This is a genomic window from Pseudomonas sp. A, from assembly GCF_056270345.1.
The window spans coordinates 2,725,811-2,747,892 of sequence record NZ_CM149873.1 but is presented as its reverse complement, the minus strand read 5'-3'; the positions used below and the strand labels follow the sequence as shown (position 1 = coordinate 2,747,892).

The following is a 22,082-nucleotide window of genomic DNA, read 5'->3' as shown; positions in this document are numbered from 1 at the left end:
AAGGGGCGCGGAGCGGCCCCAGGATTTCAGCATTGATGCAACGATCGCCGGGGCCGCTTTGCGGCCCTTTCGCGGCACAAGGCCGCTCCTACAGGGGGGGCGCAGGCGGTCAGTCCAGCACTACATGGGGCAGGAAGCGCGAGCTGTCCTTGGTGATCAGCGAGTCGTCTTCACGAATGCCGATCCCCGAGGCCAGGTCGCCGATCACCCAGGAGCCGATCAGGGTGTAGCTGTCGCCGAACTTCGGCAACGGCGCGAAGCCCTGGAGGATGTACGGCGCATCGTCGTAGGGACCGTCCTCGAACACCCGCTGGTCGTCGTCGGTGCGAATATCCACGTTGGCGCCCTCGCGGGAGAAGTACGGCTTGCGCACCCAGCCCTTGGGCACCGGGCGCCGAGGGTCTTCGTCGAGGAACGCCGGCAGCAGGTTCGGGTGCCCTTCGTGCCACTCCCACAGCAGCGGCAGGATGCCCTTGTTGGAGATCAGCGACTTCCAGGCCGGTTCCACGAACTGGGTATCGCAGCCGGCGATGGCCTGGCCGAAGTCCTCGTGGAAGATATGCTCCCAGGCATGCAGCTTGAACAGGCGCGGAATCGGCCGGCCTTCGAGGTCGACGAAACGCCCCTCGCCGTTCAAGCCGATGTCCTCCACATCGATGTGCCGGGTACTGATACCCACGTGCCCGGCCATCTTGCGCAGAAAATCCGTGGTGCCACGGTCTTCGACCGAGCCGGCAATGGCCGAGAAGTAGAACGGGCTTTCGCGCTCGAAGGCGCCAAAGGCCCGCACCAGGTCCTCGGCCAGGGTGTTGAACTGGCTGGCATGGGCCGGCAGCACGCCGCGCTCGATCTGCTGCTCCAGCCAGATCAGCTGGAACGCCGCCGCCTCGTACAGCGAGGTCGGCGTGTCGTAGTTGGCCTCGATCAGCTTGGCCGGGCCGTGGCCGTCGTAGCTGAAGTCGAAGCGCCCGTAGAGGTGCGGATGCCCCTCTTTCCACGAACGGCGCACCAGGTCGAAGAACGCCGGCGGGATCGCCAGGCGGGTCATCAACGCCTCGCTGTCGACGATGCGCTCGACCGCATCCAGGCACATGGCGTGCAGTTCCTGCGTGGGCGCCTCCAGGTCACGGCTGACCTGGGCCTCGCTGAACTGGTAGTAGCCGCGCTCGTCCCAGTAGCGCTCACCGTCGATGGTGTGGAAGGAAAAACCTTCGCGTTCGGCGGTGGCGTGCCAGTCCGGGCGTTCGTCGATGCTGATCTTGCGCATGCTCAACCGCCGAAGCTGAAGCCGCCGCTGCTCTTGCCGCCCCAGCCGCTGCGCGCAGTGGCCTGGCTGCCGAAGCCGCCGCGGGAGATCGACGAGGACACACTGGAGCGGGTCGAGGTTTTGGATCTGTAACTGCTACCGCCGGAGCTGCCGGAGTAGTAGCTGCTGTAGCTGCCGCCACTCTGCTGGGCCTGGTCGGAGCGCTCGAAGCGCTTGCCCTGGTCGATCTGCTGGCCGAGGGTGGTGGTGCGGTAGTCGCCGCGGCTGTCGCGGTACTGGTACACCGGCTGCGAGTAGTACTGGCGGCTCCCGCCACTCATCATCTGACCGAGCAGCAGGCCGGTGAGCAGGCCGTTGAAGTTGCTGCCACCGCTGACGGCCTGGCCGCTGTTCTCGACCTGGGCGCGTGCCGCGTCGACCTGCGACTGGCTCACTTCGCCCGACACCGCCAGCTCGAACCCACCCAGGCGCGGCATGTAGCGGCCGTCGCTGGTGACCTGGCAGTAGTCCGGCACGAAATCGGCCTCGCAGGCCGCCTTGTCGCCATAGGTCGGGGCGACCCGGCGGTGATCGGCCAGCGCCTCCATGTAGGCATCGGAACACACATCCACCGGCATCTTGTCATCGACGCAGGCCTGGACAGTGGTGTAGTTGCTGCGCTTGCTGACCGTGTAGGTCTCCTCGGGCGCGCTGCACGCGGTAAGCGCCAGCGGCAGGGAGCTGGCCAGCACCAGCTTGACGGAACTTCGTCTCATGTAGGGCTCCTTGCGCGCAAACGGCTCAGACCGACGGGGTCATGCAGGCCGAGTTGAGGAAGCCCACGCTGATCGCCACGGCGGCGGCGTAGATCGCGGCGGCCATTTCGCCCTTGGCGATTCGGCTGGCCAGGCCCTTGAGCACCAGGCTGGTGATGCCGAAGGCCAACAGCTGCACCACCGCGGCGATCACTACCCAGACCACGAAGTCGAGCAGGCTGACGCTGTAGGCGATGATGTTGCTGGCCGGCAGCGAGAAGCCGATCAGCGCGCCGCCCAGGGCAATGGCCGCGGCGCTGTTGTTGTCGCGGATCAGGGCGAACTCGCGGTGCGGGGTGAGGTGCGTATAGATGAACTGGAATACCCAGAACAGCACCAGCGCCACGCTGATGTAGAGGATGAAGCCGATCACTGCCTGGGCGTTGAGCGACATGCGAAGAGCGTCGAGCATGGTGAATCCTTGTCAGATGACGTTGAAGTCCGTTGATTGCAGGGTGACACCCACCGAAGTGGTCAGGCTGACATTGCCGTCCTCGTCCTCCTCCACCGACAACAGGAGGAATTCGCGGCGATCGGTCAGGCCGGTTTCGCGGGCATACAGCATCGACAGGTGCTGGATGCGGTAGCTGGTTTCGGGGCTGGTGACCCACTCGCTGATCGGCGTCAGCTCGGTCTGCCCTTCCTCGCTGCCCCACTGGCGGACGAACTCGTAGCCTTCATGCTCGTAGTACGGCAGGCCGATGTTCGACTCAGGACCGACCAGGCGCTTGAGTTCGGCGTCGCTGCTGACCGGCACCACGCTGTAGTAGCCAAACAGGATGATATCGCGCACATCGTCGGCCGACGCGCCGTTCATCACCACCTGCAGCCAGTAGTCCTCGTCTTCCATGTAGAAGCGCGCCAGGCGCACCGACTGGCCGAGGTCGACCTCACCGACGGCCCAGACCACTTCCTGACCGGGCACTTCCAGCTCGCTATGGCCATCGAGCAGCAGCTTGAGCGAAGGGTCGAGCTTGAGCATGCGCCCGCTGCCCAGGCCGAACGGCAGGTTGCCTTTGACCGGGCTGCCGGCGGCAGGTTTGGGGGCTTCGAAGCCCATGAAGCGTTTCAACCAACCCACGGGGCATCTCCTGGGTGAGAGGGTGACGGAACCGGAGCCAATGCAGGTGCTGAAGCGAACAGGCAGGGCCTGTGGGGAGAAGGCGACATTGAAGATCCCTTGGGTCGCGGCAGTCCTTTGGCGGGGGCGACACGATACTGCTTTTCGTGCGCTCCGCCAACAGGTCTGCGGCAGGGTTTTGCGCCAGCCTGGCCGGCCTTATCGCGGGGCAAGCCCGCTCCCACAAAGCCGGTGCAGATTTTACCTGTGGGAGCGGGCTTGCCCCGCGATAGGGCCGGCCCACTCAGCGGATCACTCCGCCGGCTTCGCCGCCTTGGCCTTCAAGCGCGCCAGCACATCATCGGCGCCGCTGTTGCTGGCACCGATGCCGGCCGACTTCAGGCGTGCTTCCAGATCGCTACCATCAGCCTTGCCCGCCAGTTCCGCCGCCGCTTCCAGCTCGGCAGCACGCTCGCTCTGACGCTTCTTGATGCGGTCCAGCGAGCCGACCGCCGTTTCCAGGCTGCCATTGGCGCCGCCGGTGGCCGACGCCGCGCTCACCTGGGCACGCTGCACGCTCTCGCGGGCCTTGACCAGGTCCACCTGCTGCTTGAGGCCCTTGATCTGCGCCTCGGTCTTGCTCACGGTGGCGGTCAGGGTCGCGACCGACGCGCCGAACTGGTCGGCCAGCGCCTGCTCGGAATCGCGCTGGTTGGTCAGGTCGGCGATGCGCGCCGCGCATTCGTGGGCCAGGCCTTCCTCGCCCTTGTCCAGGGCAGCGATGGCTTTCTGTTCCCAGTCGCCGATGGTCTTGTCGAACTCGGTGATGCGCTGCTGCGCGGTCTTGTGCTTGGCCATGATCTTGACCAGCTGGTTGCGCGCATCGATCAGGTTGTTGTCCGCGTCGCGGATCTCCTGGTCGAGGATGCGCAGGGCCTGGGAGTCGACGATCGCCTCACCGACTTCCGAAGCGCCGCCACGCAGGGCGGTGACGATCTTTCTCAACAAACTCATGGGGCAATCTCCGGAATCAGTGGGTGAAGTAGTCTTCGAAATCTTCGGCGGCGGTGATGACGTTGTCGGCCAGGGTGTGGATCTCCTGGACGATGTTGTCCAGCGACGAGGCCGCGCTCAGGGCACCGAACATGGTGTACACCAACTCGCCCGAGGGCAGCGTGTGCAGGCCGATCGACGACAGCGGGAAGACATCGCGGGTGCGCAGCACCGCATCGTTGAAGGCTGCCGCATCCTTCACCTGGCTGGCCTCAACCAGCAGCGTGTCGACCAGGATCTGCTCACCGGCCACGGCGATGTACAAAGGCAGGCCGTCCAGTTCGTTCATCACCAGCTTCAGGCTGGGTTCGGCGCCCTGTTGCAGGGACAGGCCGATCACGCCGCCGCGTACATCCTCCAGGCCCTGCAGGGCGCCGTGCAGCGATTCGATCGTCCAGTGGTTGTGCTCGGTCATGAAATCCTCCGTTCTGACCTGTTTGCCCGCGAGGGGCTGACGTAAAGCCTTCTCGATACCGCGCAAGGCGGCGGCATGCTCTGGCAGGATCCACAACTCACGCTTGACCAGGCCTGCGGCCTTGAGCCGGGCGCGCATGTCACGCATGTAGTCGGTGGAGCTTTTCTTGCCTGCCATCGAGGGGTGTCCTTGTCTCACATGTGAGGTACGTTACGCCTGGATTGTGACGTTCGCAAGTCTCACATGTGAGCCAGCTCGGCAGAACGAAGCGGATGACTCAGAGCGCCAGGATCGCCTGTGCCAGCGCCCGGTCCGACACGCCAGGCTCATCCAGCACCTGGCGAATCCGCGTAAACGCCGCCTCCATGCGCGCACTGCGAATGGCGCCATCGCTGGCGACGAACGCCGCAGCGTCATCCTTGGCGGCAAGGACAATCTTGTCATCCTTGAACGAGCTGCTGGTGCCTTTGCTGGCGCTCATGCTCAGGCTGACGGTCATGTCAGTGGTCATCACGAAACTGGTGGCCTGGGCCTGGCTGGTGAGCAGGCAAGCGAACAGACCGAGCAGGTGGAACGGCTGCGGGATATTCATGAAACTCTCGAGGTGGCTTGAGGGGAGCGCACCCTAGCAATGACGCGCCTGCTGCAACTTCATGAGCTTTGCAAAGGATTGTTAAAAAGTGCGAAGCCGATCACCCAGAAGCTTGCCCGACACCGTTAACAGTCTTTGACAGTTTCCCGACAAAGCTGCCAAAGATTGCCGCAGAGCCGCTCCCTAGCATGGCGCCATCAATCCTCATCGAGTGTCGCCATGTCTGTATCGAATCGTTCGCTGCCCCTCTCCTGCGCTTGCCTGCTGCTGTGCGCCACCGACCTGCGCGCCGGGGACTGGCAGTATCGCCTGAACGCCGGCATCGCCAATGCCCCTCGCTACAGCGGAGCCGGCGAACGGGCCACGGCACCGCTGCTCGGTGGCAGCATCACCAGCCCCGCCGGCTTTTTTCTCGACACCAGCAAGGGCCTGGGCTGGGCTCACGAAGGCGACACGTTCGACCTTGGGGTGCGAGTGGGCGCCAGCACCGCGCGCAAGGATCATCGCTCCGGCTTCGAAGGTTCGGACAGGCTCGACGGCATGGGTTCGATCAAGTCGCGGCCGCAATTGGGGCTCGACGCTGCCTACCACCTCGGCCCATTGACGCTGGCCGCCAACTTCGAGCACGCCCTGGAGCAGGACAAGGACAAGCCCGACACCGGCTCGGCCTACAACCACCTGAAACTGAGCCTGGGTATGCAACTGTACAAGGGCCGCATCGGCGAGTTGGTGGGCAGCGTCAACAGTCAGTTCGGCGACGGCGACTATATGCGCACCTGGTATGGCGTAAGCCAGGCCCAGGCCGCAGGCAGCCAGTTCCACGCCCACGATGCCCGTGGTGGCCTGATCAGCCGCGGTGGCGAGCTGTCCTGGAGCATGCCCTTCGACGAGCACTGGCACATGGCGACCGTGCTGGCGGCGGACTACCTGAACGACGATGCTGGCGATAGCCCTCTGGTCGAAAAGCGCCTGCAAACCTCACTGGTTACCCAGATGACCTATACCTTCTGACCTTTTTCAGGCGTCCGGGCAGTCTCGCCCCGGACAGGCCAGATCATGCGCAAGGACGCGCCCCCAGCCGCCGCATCGCCCACCTGCGCGTAACCGCCGTGGGACTGCGCCACCCGCCGCACCAGCGCCAGCCCAAGGCCAAAGCCCCCGGTACGCCGGTCACGACTGCTGTCGAGCCGCGAGAACGGTTCGAAAATCCTGTCCCTGCCCGCCACCGGCACACCCGGCCCGTCATCGTCGACCTGCAGCCGGTACTCACCGCCGCTGCATGACAGCGAGACGTGGATATGCCCTTTGGCATAACGGATGGCGTTGCGCAGCAGATTGATCACGGCCCTGGCCAAGAATCGCGGCTCGATACTCAAGGTCTCGACCTGACACGGTGCCAGATGAATCTGCACGCCGCTGGCCTCGGCTTCCAGGGTTACGCTGGCAATCACGCTGTCCAGCCAGCTGCCGGCCTCGACCGATTGCAAGCTCATGGCGGTTGCTCCGTGCTCCAGGCTGGCGTAGGTCAGCAGCTCGGACACCATGTCTTCCAGCTCACCCAGGTCGGCGTACATATCGCCGATCAACTGGTGGGCGCTGGCCGGGTCCGGCAGTTTCCTGAGCTGGTCGAGCTCGAAGTTCAGGCGTGCGATGGGTGTGCGCAACTCATGTGAAACCGCGTTGGTCATTTCGCGCTGGTTGGCGATCAGCACTTCGATACGCGCGGCCATCAGGTCGAAGTGCCCCGCCACATCGCTGATGCTCGAACGCCGCGGCATGCGCACACGCGCCGACAGGTCGTTGTCGCCGAAGCGCTGGGCGGCCAGGCGCAGTTTCTCCAGGTCGCGCCAGTGTGGCCGTACCCAGAAATACAACACCACCCCCAGCAGCAGTGCCAGCATCAGGTAGGCCGTGCCGATGTATACCGGCATGAAGTTGGGTTCGCGCGGCAGCTTGACGCTGAGCAACTGGTCGCCGTCATCGATGCGGCTGAACAGCTGGGTGTACTGCTCGCGCAGCACCAGCTGGCCCTGGGCCAACTGCGCGTATTCACGCTCGCTCAGCGCCAACTGGTCACGCCGCACAAGATCCAGCCCCAGACCGTAGGCCGGTCGCAATCGCTCCAGGCGCTGTGCGCGCTGCTCGCCCTGTACGCCACGCAGTTGTTCGACCAGCGCGTGAACCGTGCCGCGAAAGGTCTCGCGACTGGCCGCCTCCATCTGCGGGGCGAGCAGCGCATCCAAGGTATGCTCGACCGTCTGCAGCGCCACCACCAGGCCAACCGTCAGTATCAGGTACAAGCCCAGGAACAGGCGCAGCATCTAGCGCTCCCAGGCGAACGGGTTGAACAGGTAGCCCTTGCCCCAGACGGTCTTGATCCGCGTCGGTTCACGCGGCGTGTCGTTGAGCTTGCTGCGCAGCTTGCTGATGTACACATCGACGCTGCGGTTCATGCCATCGAAGTCGATGCCGCGCATCTTGTTGAGGATATCGTCGCGAGACAGGATCACCCCGGCATTGCCGGCCAATAGCTGGAGCAGGTCGAACTCCATGGTGGTGCACTCGACCGGCTCGCCCCCCAGGGTCACCTCGCGACACACAGGGTCTATTTTCAGTTCGCCGAACTCCAGCGCCCCGCCCGTGCTGCCCTGTGGCACATGACGGCGCTGCAAGGCGCGCAAGCGCGCCAGAAGTACCGGTGGCTTGATGGGTTTGATCACATAATCGTCGGCACCGGACTCCAGGCCCAGGATATGGTCCAGGTCATCCTCGCGGGCGGTGAGGATCACGATTGGTGTGTCGCTGAGCGCGCGGATCTCGCGGCAGACATGCAAGCCATCCTTTCCGGGCAGCATCAGGTCGAGTACCACCATCGACGGCCGGAACTCGACGAACGCCTGCCGCGCCAGGTCGCCGCGATGAACTTCGCGCACTTCGAAGCCATGTTGCGACAGGAAGGTCGCGATCAGCCCGCAGAGCTTCACGTCGTCCTCCACCAACAGCACCTTGCCTGGGCCAGAGCCATCCATCATCACGCGTTCCAGTCCTTAGAGAAGTGCGTGCATTATGCCCTTGCGAAGGTGTCACTACCATGTCGGCCCGCGCCCTATCCCGCCACCCGCACCAACCGCTGCAACCCCTCGATCACCTGCGGATCGCGCACTTCGAGCACGTCCATCTGGATCCGCGCAATCACCGCCTTGAGCAGCTCGGTCTGGCTCATCCGGGTCTGCTGCAGCAGCGCCAGAAAGTCCTCGGCCATGTGTGCGTTGACCTTCATCGACAAGCGCCGGGTCGCCCCCGATGTCTGTAACCCACGCTGACGCCGCTGCGCCTCCAGGGCCGTCACGAAGGCCTCGTGGCCAGGCTGCAAACCCATGCCCTGGCGGGCCTGCACCAGCCACTGGAAGTAATGGGCCAGGAACAGCTTGCGCAGGTGCGCGCCCGCCTCGCTGCACACGGCCTGCATCGCCGCATCCAGCACATCGAGATAGACCGCCGGTAGCCGCGCCTCGATGGACTTGAGCTGCTGCTTGCGCGCCTCGCGAATCGCCGGGGTGGACTGCGGCGGGATGGCCACCACCGTGTCGCAGCCATCGCACACGCCCACCAGGATATCCCGCGCGATGCCCTGGCCATCGCTGAAGGGCACATCGCGCCGGGTGTAATGCATGGCGACCAGCGCCTGGCAATGCTCGCACAAGGCCTGGCCGGTATCGCCTTCGAACAGGATCTTCATGGTCGGGATACTCATTGGTGAACGCTGATGAACCACGTCTGGGGTTCGATGAAATAGAACTTGATGTACCAGCCGCGGCGCTTCAGCACATGGACCTCGACGGCCGGCACGGCGTGGTGCGGGCTACTGCTGTAGTGGCTGGCGTCGCAAGCATTGATGATATCGATGACTTTGCCTGCGCCGACCTCCCCGATGGCCAGCAGATTCTTGACCTCGATATCACCCCGTGAGACGTGCAGGTAATCCCCGGATTCGAGCGCGGCGACTACCGCGCGCCTGACTGCCCCGAAGCCCTTTGGCATGACCCTTCCTCACGATACGAAAATCATCGTACAAAATCCTGAATGAATCCACCTTCAGGTCGATTCACCCGACCAGCGGCGCATCAGCCATGTCGAGATGCGGATGACACGTGCGGATGAACTATGGCTTGACGGGATTAGCTGGGTTGGACGCCTGTGTAACAGGTGCTTTCGAGGATTAGCTGGATGTTTCAACAAGGCTGGGCGGTCAGCAATATCACCTTCGCCGCCGGTCCGATCGCCCCCGCCTCACTCATCAGAGAATTATTTCGATTTTTTATAAAAGAGCGGCTTGCAATAGCAAATAGCTAGCACGAGTATCGGATCCGAATCCGGCAAACATGGACCGTTTACTTCAAATGCACCGTTCCCGCAAAAACCGTCTTGCCCTGCAGATTGCCCTTGTCGTTTCCAGTGGCGCTTCGCTGCACGCCCAGGGGGCGGAGTATTTCATCGACACCCCCACCTTTGTTCCCCAGCAGCTAGGCAACATCGACAGGCTGAACATCGGTAGCACCGGCAGCGTCATCGTGGCCAACGGACAAGCCGTGACATTGAATAACCACGGCTACATCCCCTCGGTCTCGATCGACAACGCGGGCTCGATAATCTCCACCGGTTCCAGGGCGATTGATACCCTCGATCTGCCCAACACCACAGGCTACTACCAGATAAACAACAGCGCTGGCGGGCTGATCCAGGGCAACGGCGACGCCATCCGCATCAACAACACCACCTCCTACGGCTCCCTGGATATCGTCAACAGCGGCACTATCAGCTCCGCCTTCGGCCAGGGCATCAACCTTGATGCAATGGTCGGCAGCAGCTACTACACCACCCACGTCACCAACGCACGCGGCGGCGTGATTCGTGCCTATGCCGCCGACGGCATGACCACGGGCTCGAATGCCAGGATCGACAATTTCGGCGAGATCTCCAGCGATGGCTTCGACGGCGTCAACCTGCGCGCCGCAACCGGTACCTATGTCACCAACCATGGACAGATCGATGGCGGTCGGCATGGCGTCAACGCCGATGCAAATGGAACGCTCAGCACCTTCGGCACGGTCATTGGCCGCAACGACGCCGGGTTCAATTCGTCTGGCGACAGCAACGTCTTCAACCAGGGTGGACTGATCGTCGGTGGCGCCAATGGCGCGCAGGCCTACGGTGACGGGGATGGCGTGCGTATCGCCGGCATCGGCGAGGTCTCCAACAGCGGCACGATTCGCGGCGAAGGTGCCGCTGGCCTCGATCGCAACGGCATCGCGAACACCAGCGAGGGCGTCGTACTCGGCGGCGGCCGGCTGGTCAACGGCCCGGACGCCCTGATCGTCGGCGCTGACAACGGCATGACGATCGGCAGCGCGCGCAACCGCGATGGCGCGGCGCTGGGCGGCACCTGGGTGAGCAACGTCGGCACCATCCAGGGACTGAACGGCCATGGCGTCAAGTTCGTCGGCGCGTTCGACGACAGGCTTGTCAACGATGGCCTGATAAGGGGCAACAACGGCCTGGCGCTGGATCTGGGCGGCGGCAACGACCTCCTCCAGGTCTCCACAAGGGGCCGCTTCGAAGGCCTCGTCGATGGGGGCAGCGGCCATGACACCGTGGAGCTGGGGCGCAAATACGACTGGTCAGGCAGCGGCAGTTTCGGCAACAGCCGCAATTTCGAGTCCCTGCAGGTTCTGGGCGGAACCTGGACCGTCACCAGCCAGGGCGATTTCAGCGAAACCAGCCGGGTGTTCGACTACGCGCACCTGGTCAACCAGGGCGCCCTCAACGGCACCGTGGATGTCGATCAATGGGGCACCTATGCCGGCGGCGGCTCGGTCGGCCATCTCAATGTCAACGGCACGCTGTACAGCAAGCCCGAAGGCGCCACCCGGGTCATCGGCAACCTGACCCTGGGCAACCAGGCAATCGTCGATATCGGCGTCAACCCCGATGGCAGCAGCGGCGCGCTGCGGGTGGGCGGCACCGCCTACCTCAATGACGCCAGCCTGCGCATCACCCCCAATTTCGGTGATACGCCATGGCCATGGCACAGCCACTACACCTTGCTCGAAGCCGGCCAGGTCGTCGGCCGTTTCGCTCAGGTTCAGGATACTTACTATGCGTTCCTGACTCCGGAGCTAAGCTATACCGACACCCGCGTGAACATGACCTTGACGCGCAACGACGTGGAGATGACCGAGTACGCCACCACGCCTAACAGCCAGCGGCTGGCCGAGAGCATCCGACCGAACGACTACTGGTGGGAGAGCGACCCCAACACCCCGGTTTACGGCGCCCTGCTCTACGCCAGCCCCGCCACGGCCAGTTCGGCCCTGGAGCAACTGGCCGGCAGCGGCAACGCCAACCTCGGTGCCGCGATTCTCGGCAGCAGCGCCCAGGTCGGCACGAGCATGCTCGCGGCCATGTACCAGATGGGCAGCGGCGCAGGCCTGGCCCTGGCGCTCGACCCGGTGCAGGCCCCGAGCGTCGCAGCCACCGGCGTGCCCAGCGAGCTGCGCAACCTCAACGACCCGCACGCCCGTGGCCGGGTGTGGCTGCAGGGCATCGGCGGCTACGGCAAACTGGATGGCGCCCACGGCAGCGCCGGCCTGGAACAACGCACCCAGGGCACCCTGCTCGGCGTCGACTGGGCGCTAGACGACACCTGGCGCCTGGGCGTGCTGGGCGGCTATTCGAAAACCCGCCTGGACAGCGGTGCCGACGAGGGCACCCTGGACAGCTGGCACGCCGGCCTCTATGCCTTGCGCCAAAGCGGCCCGCTGGCCCTGCGCCTGGGCGCCGCCTACAGCCGGCACGACGGCGACAGCAAGCGGCGCATCGAATTCGAGCGCTTCAGCGAGCGCCCCAAGGGCGACTACGACGCCGACAGCCAGCAGGCCTTCGTCGAGCTGGGTTACAACCTCGGCAGCGGCCGCCTGAATGTCGAGCCCTTCGCCAACCTCGGCTACCAGCGCTATCACCGCGACAGCTATCGGGAGAAAGGCGGCATCGCCGCGCTGGACGTCGACGGGCAGAGCCAGGACAACTTCAGCAGCACCTTCGGCGTACGCCTGGCGCACTTGAGCCAACTGGACAACGGCATCAGCCTGACGCCACGGGCCAGCCTCGGCTGGCGGCATGTGTATGGCAGCGTGGACAGTGAGGTGCGCCAGGCCTTCGTTTCCGGCGGCAGCGCCTTCAGCGTCGAAGGCACCGCGCTGGATCGTGACAGCCTGATGCTCGAGGCCGGTGTGGGGATCGGCCTGTCAGCGCGGCACAACCTGAACCTGGGATACAGCGGCGAGCTGGGCAGCGATAGCCGCAACCAGGCGCTGACGGCGCAGTGGCAGATGATGTTCTGAGGGTAGCGGTCGATGGCCCCACACAGGGGCCATCAGACACGCCTCATGTGTATCAGAACGCGTAGACCAACGTCGCCGTGGCGCTACGCGGGGTGCCATACCAACCACGCGCGCCGATCGCCGAGTAGTACTTCTCGTCCAGCACGTTGTTGAGGTTCAACGAAACGCTGGTCTGCGGCGTGATCGCGTACTGCGCCATCAGGTCGACCACGCTGTAGGCGTCCTGGGTGAACGTCTCGCCATGGGGCCCCGCTTTCTTCTTGTACTCCATGCCCTGCCAGCGCACGCCACCGCCGACTTTCAGCTGCGGCAGGGACTGCAGTTGATAGCTGGTGAAGAGCTTGAAGGTGTCGCGGGGTACTTCGGTGAGCAGGCGCTTGCCTTCGGCGTCCTCGGCCTGGGCATAGGTGTAGCTGGCGGAAACTTGCCAGTCGGGCAGGATCTGTCCGGCCGCCTCCATCTCGAAACCACGGGTCTTGGTGCCGGACTCGGCGCGGTAGGCCTGGTTGCCGTCCGGTGCCAGCTTGTCGCCGTCGGCCACGGCCAGGTTGTCCTGCTGCACTTCGAAGACACTGAAGGCGGTGGTCAGGCGCTTGTCCCAGAACTCGCTCTTGATGCCCAGTTCGTAGTTCACGCCCTCCAGCGGTTCGATATAGCCACCACTGGCATCCTGCCTGCTCTGCGGCTTGAAGATGGCGGTATAGCTGGCGTAGGCCGACCAGTTCTCGGCGAAGTCGTAGATCAGCCCCACGTAGGGCGTGACCACCCCGGTCTCGCTGCGCGAGGTGCGCGTGGTCGCACCGGTTGCCAGGGTGGTATGGCTTTCGTCGCGCTTCCGGTCGATCAGCCGCGCACCGGTAATCAGCGCCAGGTCATCGGTCAGACTCCAGCGCACCGAAGTCACCAGGCCGTCCTGGGTTTCATCCAGCGCATCTTCCGAATACTTGGTGTGGATGGCATCCGGGATCGCCAGCGAACCGTCCCAGGTATGAATGTTGTCGATGGGCTGGATCGTCCACAGCTGGTAGCCGGGGTTGCGGTAGTAGGCCCGGTAGTGGCTGGCGCCAAGGTACGCCTGATGCTCACGGGACAGCAGCTCGAACGGGCCGGAGGCCGAGAGATCGAACGACGTCTGCCGGGGCTCGCCCGCCCAACGGCCGGTCCAGGTGCTGATGCCGCTGCCGTCGGGCTTGACTGTACCGCTGGCGGCGGTGGCGAAGGTATCGTCGTAGCTACGGCGACTGTGCTCGGCATTCAGTTTCAGTTGCCAGCCATTGTCCAGTTGGTGTTCCAGGGTAGTGAACAGGGTTTTCGCGCTACGCTTGTGGTAGCTCCAGTCCGACGCCGAGTTGAACGAACGCGACGGGTTGAAGTGGCTGCCATCGGCGTTGTACATCGGAAAACCGTGGTTGCCCGCGCCGTCGTTGTCCATCTCCTGGTATTCCGCGCCCACCGTCAGCAGGGTGCTGTCGGTGACGTCCCATTCCACCACGCCGTAAGCGACCTGCCGTTCCAGCGACTGGCGGTCGACATTGCTCTTGCTGTCGGTGGTCGAGGCCACGAAACGCCCACGCACATGGCCGCTTTCCGACAGTTTGCCGGACACATCCAGCTCGGTGCGGTAGTTGTCCCAGGAGCCGGCCTTGAGGGTCAGTTTGCGCTGAGTCTCGACGGTCGGCTTCTTGCGAATCAGGTTGACCGTGGCGCCGGGATCACCGGTGCCCGACATCAGGCCCGTAGCCCCGCGTACCACCTCCACGCGGTCGTACGACACCATGTCGGCCAGGTCGTCCCGGAAACCAAAGGTATCGGGGCGGTTGACGCCGTCGACCTGGATGCTGCCAACCTGGAAGCCCCGCACATAGATATGGTTGGCGTCGCTACCGGCCGGCCCCATGCTGTCGACGACCACACCCGGCGTCTGCTCGAGCACCTGGGTCACGTCCGTGAGGTTCTGGTCCTCGATCTGCTGACGGGTCACCACACTGACAGACTGCGGCGTCTCTCGCGCCGACAGGCGCAGGCCGGTCGCGGTGCTGGCAGAACCCGTGGTGTAGCTGCCGGTGCCTTCGGTGGTGCTGCCCAGGCCCAGGGCATCGACACTGGTCGCGCCCAGTTCGACGGCGCCGTCGTTCTGCACCTTGCTCAGCACATAGCGTTTTTCGCCCACCTGCTGCACCCGCAACCCGGAGCCCTGCAGCAATGTGGCAAAACCTTGCTCCAGCTCGAAGCTGCCCAGCAGCCCCGATGAATGCAGCCCGGTGGTTTCGTCGTTGCTGAAGCTGATGGTCACGCCGCTGGCGGCGGCGAACTGGCTGATCGCAGCGGCCAGGCTGCCGGCCGGGATATCGTAGCGCTGCGGGGCGGCCCAGGCGGTCGAGGTCGCCAGTGCGCCAGCGCAAAGGCTCAATGCGAGGGTCGCCTGGCGGATGCTGCAGGCTAGCGAGGTACGGCGTGCGGACATGAAAAGGGGTTCCTGTACTGGTTGGCATGGGCACGCTTGAAGCGCGCGCCCTGAAGAGCCGAAGCAGCGTGAGAAATCTGCTACCCCAAATGCGAAAAATTCTCGAATATTGAGACAGGATGAGCAATCACCCAGACTTTCAGTCTGTGTTGTCGCACAGGATTCGAGGCGTAGAAGGATTAGAGGCGTGGGAGCGGCGGTTCGCCGCTGCGACTTGCCCCGCGATGCGATGGCAGCCTTGACGCCCTCATCGCGGGGCAAGGCCGCTCCCACGAAATGTGCATTCGAGAGGGAGGCCGGACCACCCTACCCCACCCCAAGTGGCTCCAGCCGCACCCAATAGCGCGTCACCCGCCTTGCCCGAACCGGCAACGCGTCTTCCAGACTGGCCAACGCAACATCGGTATCATCAAGATTGAACGCCCCCGACAGGCGCAACCCGGCAACGTCCTGCGTACACCCCAGATACCCAGGCCGATAGCGCCCCAGCTCACGAACCACATCGCCCAGGCGCCAATCAACGCTGACCAGCATGCCCTGTACCCAGGCCTGGGCGCCGGGGGCCAGGGGACGCAACGGCCCGATACTATCGGCAGCGAAGCTCAGCCCATACCCGGCATCGATACGCACCACTTGCGACGCTTGCCCTGGCCGCACTTCCACGGCATGGGCAGCCACCGCCACGTGGCTCGTACCCGCGTCCTGACGCACGCTGAAGCGGGTGCCGAGGGCACGGATCACACCTTCGGCGGTGCGCACGCTGAGCGGACGCGGGTCCTTGGCGGTCTCCACCAGGATCTCGCCTTGGCGCAGGTGGATCAGCCGCTGGCCAGCGTCGAAGCGGATATCGACGTGGCTGTTGGTATTGAGGTCCAGGCGCGTGCCATCGGCCAGGGTCACTCGGCGCCGCTCGCCGGTCCGGGTCGAGTAATCGGTGCTCCACGGCGAGCGCCGGTAACCCTGCCAACCCACCACACCGGCCCCCAGCAACAGTGCCAGGGCCTTCACGGCATGGCGCCGATCCCGTCGGGCGATTTCCAGGGTCTGCGCGGCGCCGCTGGGCACGTTGTCCAGGCGGCCCTGCAGCTCCTCCAGCCGCGCCCAGGCGGCGGCATGGCGAGGGTCGGCGGCGCGCCAGGCTTGCCAGGAGGCGTGGGTGGCGGCGTCGACGTTGCTGTCGTGCAAGCGCACGTACCAGTCCACGGCCTCGGCAAGAATGGCCTTCATGCACCCTCGACCAGCAGGCAGTGCATCAGCCCGCGCGCCAGGTGCTTGCGCACGGTGCTCACCGAAACGCCGAGGCGTTCGGCGGCCTTTTCGTAGCTCAAACCGTCCAGCTGCACGGCGAGGAAGATCGCCCGGGTGCGCGGGCCGAGGCCGTCGAGCATCCGGTCGATGGCCATCAGGGTATCGAGGATGGCGGCGTGGGTTTCGGCGGAAGGTGCGTAGTGCTCCGGCTGCAGCGCCAGGGCTTCGAGGTAGGCGGTTTCCAGGCTGCGGCGGCGATAGAGGTCGATGACCAGGCCACGGGCGATGGTGGCCAGGTAGTGACGGGGCTGGTTGAGGGTGCCGGCGGTGCGCGCCAGCAGCACGCGGATGAAGGTGTCCTGGGCCAGGTCGGCGGCATCGGCGGAGCTGTTCAGGCGTTGGCGCAGCCAACCGTGGAGCCAGGTGCTGTGCTCGCGGTAGAGCGTTTCCAGGCCGCAGTGGACAGTGCCGGCGGGAACAACGGTGGACATCACGTCCTCCCCCAAAAAGATTACCAGGTGCAAATAAGAACTTATCGCAAGTGTACTGAGTGAGCGCGGGATTGGGAATGGTGGCAGGTAAAAGACGGATTGAGGGATTGGAAGCGGTTCAGAGGGTTTCACCACAGCCGACCGGGGCAAATAGCGGTCCATTTCATCCGCGGTCTTTGCATGGCGAAGGATCCCCTGCGCCTCTCGATTCATGCCTTGTCACAAATGGAAATCCATATCATTTGCGATATAATATGCACAAACGCATCGATATGCATTGAATGCAAACCTGTATTTTTATACAGTATCGGCATGCATTGGGGCCTTCTCCCAATGCCGCAGCGACACAAAGTCACCTGACCGTCGCTGCTCCTCCCATCAAAAAAGGAATTGCAAATGCCGGTAGAACTACCCGCCACCGTCATCACTGGACGCCGCCCTGATTTTTCACCAGTTACTGTTCGTCCTGTTGTCGAGCCAATGGATCCCCGAGCAGAAGACACGCTGGCACGGTTGATTCGCGCCTCGGAATACGTGGAAGACTGGATGAGTAAAAAATGGACCGAGATCGGCCAGCAACACGACAACAACATGGCAGCGATCGACGCTGAACTGGACAAGGACATCAAGGACGCTGGCGGGCTGAACACCCCGATGGATCTGTCCACACCAGCGAGCACGGTTACCAAGGAAAAGAACATCGTCGTCAAGCTCTACTTGACCAAGCAATCCAGTGCCAATGAAAAATCCGCTACCGCCAAGGCCTTGTTCGATGGCGATGTACTTGCCCCTCGAAGCGCCACCGGGTTGACCTTCGCACGCGCCAACGGATACCAGGTGCGTGTCGACCAGCTGCGCCTCGCCAACTGGGCAAACAGCCTGCAAGCAGCCCGGCTGGCCCAGGTCTACACCGAAATGGTGCGCCGCCTGCAGGTGCGGGCGGGTGTACTGGGGTCCGTCGAAAGCGCCCAGGCCACGCGTGCGGCAAACGAACTGAACGCTGCGAGGGAGCAGATCCGTCTCAAGCAATACCCTGCCGCGCCGCCAGGCGTATCGCTGGCGCAGAACCTGGAGGAGTCGAAAAAGCAGAAGGAGTACTTCAAGAATGGCGGTACAGCCTTCCTGTTCAGCTGGTTCTATGCAAAAGTCCGAAATCGCGGGGACTGGGACTACAAGCAGCGTGGCCGCCAGTTTGCGAGCTTCGGCAACTTCAACTATGGCGCTGTAGGCGCTGCGGCCGGGATCTCTGAAGCGGTACTGTTGCGAGCGGCCGGGGCGGCACAAACGGTCGCGGGCACCTCCCAGGCCGAATTCGACAAGTGGTGGGCCGATGCGCCCTACGGTGATGATCCCGTTGACCAGGCGTGGATCAAGGCAGGTATCGATTATGCAAAATCCCAGGGTTACTAAATGGACGCTCTGGGCACTGTTGGTCGTTTGCCTCGGGCAGATGCTATACATCTATGCGTCCAGCCCAGGGCGACCTGACCCGGACCGAATCGTTTCGGTCACACCGGTGGGTGAAGGCGGCGCCATCTATGAAGTCCTGTACGACTCGGGAGGCGCGACCGTTCCATACGTCTATCGGTACTTTGTAATGGATCTTCAGGCCAGCGACGAGGTCGCGCTGAAAAAAACAAAAAAGGCGACGCCCTTCCTGGTCACGCAAAGCACTGGCGCGGTGCGAGAAGTTGCAGGCACCACGGTGAAGCTGCGCACCCGTGAGACCGTCTACGACTTCCACAACACGGCGTACTTCAAGACCCATGGGGAACTGAATATCGTGACGTTCGATCTGGACGCTACGCTTCCGTAAGCCAGGCGCCCCGCACCAGGCTGTTTTTCGAAGGCCATCGCGGAACAAGGCCGCTCCACATGCCGTATGCCTCAGCAGGCATGGGCAATCTCTGGAGCGACCTTATGTCGAAGAGCTGCGTAGCAGCCCCGGCGATTGGTGCGTCCAATCCCCAGGGCCGCTACGCGGCCCTTTCACGACCTTGGGCCGTTCCAGTCGCTTTCAAGCGCAGACGCTGCCAGCTTCGCCATCTCGAGCCTACTGCCCGGCTCGATACCGTCCTCGATCATCCAGGTCGCCGACAACCCTGCCCATGCAAGCACCCATTGCAAAAGCCTCTGACGATCGAGGCCGGCAGCAGCCGATATGATCGCTATCCGACGTGCAAAGCCCTCCGATGCCAACGCGCTTGCGTCGTCGGGGTTACAGAGGATGTTGGCGTAATCGAAGCCTCGCTCGCCGCACAAACCCTTGGGATCGATGGCGAGCCATCCAGCCGGCCCGAAATCCAGCACATTGCCGTGATGGATATCGCCGTGCAGTACCACCACATCCTGCGGCGCAGCTAAAAGCGCCCGCGCCGCTCTGGCACTGTGCTCCAGCACCCCGCCGTGAGTCGCTGCTGCACTCCACAGCGCTTCGAACCATTGTTCCAGCGGAACCAGCGCAGGCATTGGCTGAGACCGTGGTGTATGAAGGCGGGCGACCACTGCACAGAGGATTCGCGTGGCTTCGTCATCCCGGCCATCGGCAACCATCTGCGCCAGGGATGCCGAGCCTTGCGCCCGCTTCATCAACAACGCCTCGCCATCGTGAACCAGCACCGGGGCCGCACCATCACCGCCCCACCAGGCCATGAGCTGGTTGCCAGCCTGCTCTTCGGGTGATTGCGCGATCTTCAGCATGGCGGGTGTATCGCCCTGGCGAACCGGGAGAAGATGGCCGTTCAACGACACGAACGCGTCCCCATCGAGGGTCAGCCCCCATCGTTTCAGGTAGTGGTCAAACATGGTTTCATTACTCGCGATCCACTTGTGAACGGGGCTCGGTGAGCCGGTGAGCATCCATCGATGCCGTTCATTCGGAAATGACTATCCTGACGCGACGATTATTCGAGTACCAGCAGATGGACCGCAAGGCATGTGTTGCCTGGTCGGGCCCTTTCGCGGGTAAACCCGCTCCCACAGGATCACCTGTGCCTTGGAGCCAGCGCTGTACCTGTGGGAGCGGGTTTACCCGCGAAGAGGCCCGCACAGGCACCGACCATCTCAGGGAGAGAATCATGATTACAGACGACACCCCCACCACCGTCGGCAAGACCAAGTTCTACCAGGGCGAAGGCCAGACCGACCCGCTGTTCTGCATCGAACCCGGTATCCCCTGCCTGCACGCCCGCGACCAGGCCTCGGAACTGATGGGCTGCGTACTACCTGAGCGCGTTGGCCAAGGCGCTGATGGATGATGCGGAACTGGGCATGAGCCACTGAAGCGGGAGAGAACTTGGGCTTACCTTGCAACAGGTAAGCCCTCTGGAGCAAAGCAGCGAACTGGCAACAGCGAATGGATGCAATCAAGCGTTGATGGCACGCCAGAAAAGTTACCATTTCAAAATAAAAGAGCCGCGCAGTGCACGGCTCTTTTATTATAGCTGACCGCCCTTTTAAAGTGATTGCAGAGAAATACTGGCGCTCGTAGAGTCTTGTTGACTATCAGCGTCCATCCAGACCCACTGCGTGCCGTCGCCTTGCAAGTTATTGCTGACACTTTGAATCTGAGTTGCAACGATGGTGACAGCTCCTTTTTCCGAAGCAGTAGGCCCAATATTGGTGACTTGACCAGACAGCAGGCCATTGGAGGTTTCATTAACAACAAATACAGTAGCAGCAGCCTCCCGGAACTGGCACGAGATGAACTGAGTAATTTTGCTAACGATGGTCAGGTTCATCCACTTTGACGGAGGCACTGCATAATAGCGGTTATATTTGTTGAACGGATACTGCTCACCATTCGCCTGCAGCTGGTTATTATTCAGCCCGCTGGTATTGGTCGGCATGCTGGTACTGCCCAGCCACAGCTCGACCTGTGCGATGCCACTGTTACTGGGCAGCGAAACCGAGATGGTCTGGGTATCGGTACCCGAAACAAAGCCCAGCGAAGCCAAGCCGGCATTGGCAGTGGTACCTGGAACAGTAATGCCTGCAGGGGGTTGGCTATTGCTCCATACCACATTGACAGTGGCATTGTTGTCACTACCTGCAGAGTTATAGATGAAAATCCCGTAAATCTGGCCAGGGCGCAACGTCGTGCAGGTAGCCGTATCACCCGGAGTCAAAGTAATCCGTTGGCCACCGTTCCAGTTTATTTGTGAGGCTGCGATAGCGAAGCTTTCCATGGGATAGTCCTTTAGTAGATGCAGCATGATAGACGCGCTTACGTCCCTAACATCCGTTGCGCGACTACGAGCTTAGCCATCACAAAAAAATATGCTACGGAGTGCTTAGAATCATTGGCAATTAGCGAATAGTGGCTAAAAGCTATTCATCTTTCAATGCCCACTTAAACACCACCCATACTAAAGTAAGAACTGTAATAGTACTTTCTACAGCTGGCTGATACCCCTTACTTTTCAGCGCCCGCTGAAAATATTCGGCCATTTGGCTTTCACGATAGAAATGTATGCGATAGCGGTTGATCGCTTTATTCGAACTATGGTCCAGCCATTGCTACTGTACGAGATCCCGGGAACGCCAATCGCGCGCCCGGGGCAATCCGATCGGCACGATGGGCCAATGCTTCCGCCATGGGTTGTCTGCTCTGGCGCATTTGCGGGGCCAGCCCGCTCCCACGAGGGTGATGCTTGTAACGCTGTTCACCTTCGAACCGGCAGCACCTGATTCGCCGATCAAACCGGACGAATCCCGCCGCACTTGGTACTGGCCGCCATTCACTCTTTCCATCGCCAGCCAGCGCCCCCGCCGCCTGGCTTCGCTGAGTTCGCGTCCTGACTTATGCATCCTCAAGCCGCAACACCTGCAACCCTGCGCCCCGAGCCATACCGCCGCTTCTCCGTAGCGCCGATGATGAATTGGAACTATTAATCTCGCAGATCAGTAAAAACAAGGCCTACAGCACCGACCTATAAACCCCGTACCACTTTCGCACCATCTCCCCTCGAAACTTGCCTCTCGACAGAGTTTATTGAACGCCAGACCGTCTCATATCGCGAGTCTCTATCATTCCAAACCAGTCACGCCCTCCCCTGAACCTAGCATCAATGCAAACGGCCAATCTCGGTCGATGACTGCTCCTCATACGCCTGCGCAAACGCGGATTAGGGCCGTCAAAACCAGAGTATAAGTGGGTGCTTACAACACAGTCTGATACAACTACGTGTCTCGGACACAAAATCGATGAAGGCCACCGCCAAAGCAACTGCAAGACGAGTATGCCTCGGCTGAAGACCACAGACCACGGTGCTGACCATTCTTTCCGTGCCCAGTGTA

At 62.7% G+C, this 22,082-nt stretch carries 20 protein-coding genes and 1 pseudogene; 5 read left to right on the top strand and 16 right to left on the bottom strand.

Annotated features, from left to right (window positions below):
• Positions 1-109 precede the first annotated feature (109 nt).
• From AC0MAZ_RS12490 to AC0MAZ_RS12460, 7 genes are all read right to left on the bottom strand, one after another.
• Positions 110-1,267, bottom strand: coding sequence for a glutathionylspermidine synthase family protein (locus AC0MAZ_RS12490; protein ID WP_203647416.1), 1,158 nt, complete (start codon positions 1,265-1,267; stop codon positions 110-112).
• 2 nt (positions 1,268-1,269) lie between these two features.
• Positions 1,270-2,022, bottom strand: a complete 753-nt coding sequence (locus AC0MAZ_RS12485) for a DUF1190 domain-containing protein (protein WP_203647417.1) — start codon at positions 2,020-2,022, stop codon at positions 1,270-1,272.
• Between the two features lie 25 nt (positions 2,023-2,047).
• Positions 2,048-2,473, bottom strand: coding sequence for a DUF350 domain-containing protein (locus AC0MAZ_RS12480; protein ID WP_028692698.1), 426 nt, complete (start codon positions 2,471-2,473; stop codon positions 2,048-2,050).
• A 12-nt stretch (positions 2,474-2,485) separates the two neighbouring features.
• A complete protein-coding gene (locus tag AC0MAZ_RS12475; RefSeq protein WP_203647418.1) occupies positions 2,486-3,142 on the bottom strand; it encodes a DUF2491 family protein in 657 nt (218 codons plus the stop codon).
• A 291-nt stretch (positions 3,143-3,433) separates the two neighbouring features.
• Positions 3,434-4,135 carry a PspA/IM30 family protein gene (locus tag AC0MAZ_RS12470; RefSeq protein WP_203647419.1) on the bottom strand — a complete coding sequence of 234 codons (702 nt, stop codon included), beginning with the start codon at positions 4,133-4,135 and terminating at the stop codon, positions 3,434-3,436.
• A 16-nt stretch (positions 4,136-4,151) separates the two neighbouring features.
• Positions 4,152-4,766: a YjfI family protein gene (locus AC0MAZ_RS12465; protein WP_475861263.1), complete on the bottom strand. Its 615-nt coding sequence runs from the start codon at positions 4,764-4,766 to the stop codon at positions 4,152-4,154.
• 100 nt (positions 4,767-4,866) lie between these two features.
• Entirely contained in the window at positions 4,867-5,181 is a 315-nt protein-coding gene (locus AC0MAZ_RS12460) for a DUF2388 domain-containing protein (RefSeq protein WP_232855838.1), read from the bottom strand.
• Positions 5,182-5,400: 219 nt separating this feature from the next.
• Here AC0MAZ_RS12460 and AC0MAZ_RS12455 point away from each other — a divergent pair, with 219 nt between their 5' ends.
• Entirely contained in the window at positions 5,401-6,192 is a 792-nt protein-coding gene (locus tag AC0MAZ_RS12455; RefSeq protein ID WP_475861262.1) for a MipA/OmpV family protein, read from the top strand.
• Here the strand turns inward: AC0MAZ_RS12455 and AC0MAZ_RS12450 are convergent.
• The 4 genes from AC0MAZ_RS12450 to AC0MAZ_RS12435 form a co-directional block, all read right to left on the bottom strand.
• Positions 6,180-7,502: an ATP-binding protein gene (locus AC0MAZ_RS12450; protein WP_234561535.1), complete on the bottom strand. Its 1,323-nt coding sequence runs from the start codon at positions 7,500-7,502 to the stop codon at positions 6,180-6,182. The genes AC0MAZ_RS12455 and AC0MAZ_RS12450 overlap by 13 nt on opposite strands.
• The gene (locus AC0MAZ_RS12445; protein ID WP_232855918.1) at positions 7,503-8,210 is read right to left on the bottom strand and encodes a winged helix-turn-helix domain-containing protein; all 708 of its coding nucleotides are present in this window, start codon (positions 8,208-8,210) and stop codon (positions 7,503-7,505) included.
• A 77-nt stretch (positions 8,211-8,287) separates the two neighbouring features.
• Positions 8,288-8,920 (bottom strand): hypothetical protein, encoded by a 633-nt coding sequence (locus tag AC0MAZ_RS12440; protein ID WP_232855835.1) that lies wholly within the window; start codon positions 8,918-8,920, stop codon positions 8,288-8,290.
• An 11-nt stretch (positions 8,921-8,931) separates the two neighbouring features.
• A complete protein-coding gene (locus tag AC0MAZ_RS12435; protein WP_475861261.1) occupies positions 8,932-9,222 on the bottom strand; it encodes a hypothetical protein in 291 nt (96 codons plus the stop codon).
• A 359-nt stretch (positions 9,223-9,581) separates the two neighbouring features.
• Between AC0MAZ_RS12435 and AC0MAZ_RS12430 the strand changes: the two genes are divergently transcribed.
• Entirely contained in the window at positions 9,582-12,581 is a 3,000-nt protein-coding gene (locus tag AC0MAZ_RS12430) for an autotransporter family protein (RefSeq protein WP_475861260.1), read from the top strand.
• A gap of 52 nt (positions 12,582-12,633) precedes the next feature.
• Here the strand turns inward: AC0MAZ_RS12430 and AC0MAZ_RS12425 are convergent, their stop codons facing one another.
• The 3 genes from AC0MAZ_RS12425 to AC0MAZ_RS12415 all read right to left on the bottom strand — a co-directional run bounded on the left by AC0MAZ_RS12425 (position 12,634) and on the right by AC0MAZ_RS12415 (position 16,784).
• Positions 12,634-15,045 carry a TonB-dependent siderophore receptor gene (locus tag AC0MAZ_RS12425; protein ID WP_475861258.1) on the bottom strand — a complete coding sequence of 804 codons (2,412 nt, stop codon included), beginning with the start codon at positions 15,043-15,045 and terminating at the stop codon, positions 12,634-12,636.
• Between the two features lie 306 nt (positions 15,046-15,351).
• On the bottom strand, positions 15,352-16,272 hold the full coding sequence (locus tag AC0MAZ_RS12420) for a FecR domain-containing protein (protein ID WP_203647429.1): 921 nt from the start codon (positions 16,270-16,272) through the stop codon (positions 15,352-15,354).
• Positions 16,269-16,784: a sigma-70 family RNA polymerase sigma factor gene (locus tag AC0MAZ_RS12415; protein WP_234561528.1), complete on the bottom strand. Its 516-nt coding sequence runs from the start codon at positions 16,782-16,784 to the stop codon at positions 16,269-16,271. Before AC0MAZ_RS12415 ends, AC0MAZ_RS12420 begins: the two co-directional genes overlap by 4 nt.
• Positions 16,785-17,180: 396 nt before the next feature.
• Between AC0MAZ_RS12415 and AC0MAZ_RS12410 the strand changes: the two genes are divergently transcribed.
• Positions 17,181-18,194 (top strand): polymorphic toxin type 44 domain-containing protein, encoded by a 1,014-nt coding sequence (locus tag AC0MAZ_RS12410; protein WP_475861257.1) that lies wholly within the window; start codon positions 17,181-17,183, stop codon positions 18,192-18,194.
• Positions 18,172-18,600, top strand: a complete 429-nt coding sequence (locus AC0MAZ_RS12405; protein WP_203647432.1) for a hypothetical protein — start codon at positions 18,172-18,174, stop codon at positions 18,598-18,600. Before AC0MAZ_RS12410 ends, AC0MAZ_RS12405 begins: the two co-directional genes overlap by 23 nt.
• Positions 18,601-18,773: 173 nt before the next feature.
• Here AC0MAZ_RS12405 and AC0MAZ_RS12400 read toward each other — a convergent pair whose 3' ends face one another.
• The gene (locus AC0MAZ_RS12400) at positions 18,774-19,589 is read right to left on the bottom strand and encodes an aminoglycoside phosphotransferase family protein (RefSeq protein WP_203647433.1); all 816 of its coding nucleotides are present in this window, start codon (positions 19,587-19,589) and stop codon (positions 18,774-18,776) included.
• A gap of 272 nt (positions 19,590-19,861) precedes the next feature.
• On the opposite strand from AC0MAZ_RS12400, the pseudogene AC0MAZ_RS12395 reads away from it, so the two are divergent.
• Positions 19,862-20,066, top strand: a pseudogene (locus tag AC0MAZ_RS12395) (DUF3077 domain-containing protein).
• Positions 20,067-20,239: 173 nt separating this feature from the next.
• Here the strand turns inward: AC0MAZ_RS12395 and AC0MAZ_RS12390 are convergent.
• The gene (locus AC0MAZ_RS12390) at positions 20,240-20,971 is read right to left on the bottom strand and encodes a hypothetical protein (protein WP_203647434.1); all 732 of its coding nucleotides are present in this window, start codon (positions 20,969-20,971) and stop codon (positions 20,240-20,242) included.
• Positions 20,972-22,082 lie beyond the last annotated feature (1,111 nt).